Source organism: Stieleria sp. (assembly GCF_041595215.1).
GTDB lineage: Bacteria > Planctomycetota > Planctomycetia > Pirellulales > Pirellulaceae > Stieleria > Stieleria magnilauensis.
The window spans coordinates 1-3,464 of sequence record NZ_JBFHKV010000933.1 but is presented as its reverse complement, the minus strand read 5'-3'; the positions used below and the strand labels follow the sequence as shown (position 1 = coordinate 3,464).

Sequence of the window (3,464 nt, the reverse complement as noted above, 5' to 3'; positions counted from 1 at the left end):
CGAAACGCCCGTGGCAGCAGTCGGGCAAAGATCTCGCGGGCGTAGGATTCGCCGAACTCCGACGCGTCCAAACCGCGATGAAAGATCAGCTCCGTGCTTTGGGGTGGCCACTGTTCATACAGCGGCCCTTCCAGCTCGATCCAGTCAAACAGGATCCGGGGCAAATGGTCCGTCGTTCGGGTGTCCGGCTCGATCCGTCCCTGATTGGGAAATCCCTGTGCGCCCAACTGCGCCTGCAACCGCCCCGCCAAGGTCGCGTTTCCATTCTTGGTCGCTTCTTCCGCTGATCGCCGCAGGTCCGAGAAGTGATAATTGACGCGTCCAAAACTTGGCGCGTCAACAAATTCGATGCCGATTTCATTTCCGCCGGGGACGTCGAAGGCGCGCTCGATTTCGATCACTTCGGGACGTTCCAGCGTTCCGGGCACCTTGCCGAAATACAAATCACCATCCCCACTGCGCTTGATCCGAATGTAAAGTGCCTCGCGATCGCGCGGATCAGCTCCCACGCGGACCCGCAAGCGGTATCTGCCGCGGATCGGAATCAATTGATCGTTCCAAGGGTGCCGCAAGGCTTCGTCGCTGCGCATCCCCTGGTTCATCGTGATGATGCCATCTTCGGTCAGGATCGTCTCGCGTGAATGCTTGATGTACTCGATGCCGCCGGTGCTGTCCTCGTATTGCATCCGATTGCGGCGTGTCGGAACCGGCGGCGGCCCGGTGATCACCGCCTTGTTTGCGACCATGGCAGCGACGTCAAAATACTTTTCCATCAGCGACGGGTCCAACAACAATGCCTTGCTGACCGTGTCAAACCCGTTCATCGTTCCGTCGGGCGGCAACAAGTCTTGCGGTCCTTCGCCGGGCAGGAATTCGACCGCCAGCAAGTCGCCGACAATGTTGGCGTACTCCCTACGATTGAGTCGTCGCATCAACTCACGGCCGCCGGTGCTTTTGGAAAGCGTCGCCGCGTGCTTCAATTCGTTTCCGATCCAGTCGACGACTTGTGCAACCAACACGTCGGGCGGTTGGCGTTCGTCCTGCGGAGGCATTTCTCCCAGGTTCAGGTTGTCCATCACCTCGATCCATTTCGCCGCCGTCTGCGAATCGGTGAAGTCCGGCGTCAGCGTGTCCAGCCGCAGCTCGCCCTCTTGAGTATCTGGGCCGTGGCAATCCACACAGAATGACTGCACCAGCTTCATCACGGCATCGTCGTCCGTCGCCACGTCAAGTGGTTCGGCAGCCTTCGCGACGCTGCACGAAAGCAGGACAAGGCTGCAAAGCAGGATGGCAAATCGATGGGGCCGAGGTTGGTTCATGGACGCTTACGCCACTTTAGTCCAGCGAGACGGTGTAGGGGATGACGTTGGTTTTGGGCATCAGCTCGTCAAGCTCGCTGATCTTCTGTTCGGTCAGTCCGGTGTCATTGCGAGGCAACCACAGTTCTTTCAGCCATGTGGCGGCCTGCATCTTCATCATGCCGTCGTTGGTCAACGCCGACGGAGGCCGAACGCCACGATGGGCAAGCCGTAGCTTCTCAACGCTTTTTGCACTCGCCAGGTACTCAAACGCCACGTCCTCCAGCCCCGGTGTCCGGAGCGCAATGTCTCGCAAGTCGGGCAATTGGGTCAACGGCCCCAACCCCGATCCGGTGACTTGATCCGACGTGATCGTCAATCGCGTCAATCGATTGATGCGTCCGAGAGACTTGAGCCCTTGATCGGTCAACGCGTTTGACGTCAGGTCCAATTCCCGGATCGAAAACGCTTTGGACAACTCGGCGACTCCGGCGTCGGTCAGCCCATCGCGTTCGCCAGAATCCTCGTTGCCCAGACGCACGGATTCCAGACGCGGAATCGTCCCCAGGGCTTTGGCGGCGACATCACCGGCCGGACTGCCCGTCAAGTTGACCTCACGCAGCTGCTGCAGATTCGCCAGCGGCAACATTTCGGCGTCGGTGATGCCGGGGCAACGTTGCAGACTCAACTGCCGAAGCTCGTCCAGGGCTGCGATCCGCTCGATCGACGCGCCGCTAAGCTGTGACTGGCCATCGAGCGTGAGCGAGCGAAGGTGTGGAAACCCTGTCAAGTTGGCGGCGTGCTCGTCCGTCATCGCGCCGGCACTGCGAAACGGTGCGGTACTGGCCAACGTCGTCAGCGGACAGCCCTGAAAATGTATCAAGTACGCCCCGGTCGCTTCGTTCTCCCAGGCCAGCAAGGTTTCCAAATTTCGGTTCCGACCCAGCCGGCTGAGCCCCACGTCGGTCAACCCACCGGCGGTGCCGAAACATTGAAACTCGCGAAGCGAAGTGAACTCGGCAAGCGCCGCAAGATGCTGATCGTTTAACGACGCGTCGCGGGGAAAACGCAGCACCTGCAACGCATTCATCCGAGTCAACACGGACAGATCGAGGGTTTCGATTCCCAGGCCGCTTTTGAATTCCAGAACCTGCAAGTGTTTCAAATTCGCGATCGCATCGAGTCCATCCTGAGAGAGGTTGGCGTCGCGGTCCCGCCATCCGATGCGAAGCCGCTGCAGATCGGGCAGCTTCGCCAAGCTGTGAAATACGGATTCGTCAACGTTTGTCCCTTCAAGCCGAACTTCGATGTCCAGCCCCCGCGACGCAAAACGTTTTCCGCCGGCCGCTTCGACCGCAGCGATCGCCGCCTGTTCCGCCTCGTAGGCTTCCCGGGCCGCCGTCGACTGCTGCGGGCCGGCATCACGGACGATGCGGAATCCCACGTAACAAGCCGCGTCGTCGGCATCCCAAGGAATTCGCGCGGACGATCGACACGACAGATCACCGTTGTACCAGCAGCCTCCGCGAATGACGTGGAAATCATTGGTGGTCGTTTGCGGTCGATCTCGATTGACGGGGTCCACCGCAACGCCATTGGGCTGATCAAATTTCGGGCGATCGTAATCTTTGTAAATCGTGTCAAGCCAAAGGTCTTCACACCACTCCCAGACGTTGCCGTGCATGTCAGCGATGCCCCAGGGATTGCGAGCGTAGCTGCCCACCGGCGCCGTAAAGACATAGCCGTCCGTCGGATCATGGTCCCAGTCGAGCAACCATTGTCGCTCTGCGGCGTGCTTGCGATGTTGTTCCAATTCGACGTGACCGAGATTGGCGTGCCGGTGCGAGACCCCTTGGGCAGAATCCCCGAACGAGAACCAAGTCGATGTGCCGGCGCGGCAGGCGAATTCCCATTCCGCTTCGGTCGGCAATCGATAGCGAACGCCGTCCCGTTGACTGAGCCACTGACAATACGCCTTGGCGTCGGTCAGACTGACCCCGACGACCGGATGCTCATCAGTCTGCTCGAATCCCGGATTCTCCCAGCTGAACTTTGCGTCTCGCACAAAATCATGGGACTGATACAGCGGCTTGTCTTCCGGCGTCGGTTGCCATCCGACCATTTCGGCCAGCCCGCGTTGGGCCGTGGTCTGATAGCCGGTGGCCT

2 protein-coding genes are annotated in these 3,464 nt (G+C 59.9%); both read right to left on the bottom strand.

Going from position 1 to position 3,464, the window contains the following annotated elements:
- A partial coding sequence (locus ABX749_RS26465; protein WP_372898647.1) for a DUF1587 domain-containing protein occupies positions 1–1,319 on the bottom strand: 1,319 nt, incomplete at its 3' end.
- 16 nt (positions 1,320–1,335) lie between these two features.
- Positions 1,336–3,464: SUMF1/EgtB/PvdO family nonheme iron enzyme (locus ABX749_RS26460; RefSeq protein ID WP_372898646.1), on the bottom strand; the 2,129-nt coding region annotated here is incomplete at its 5' end.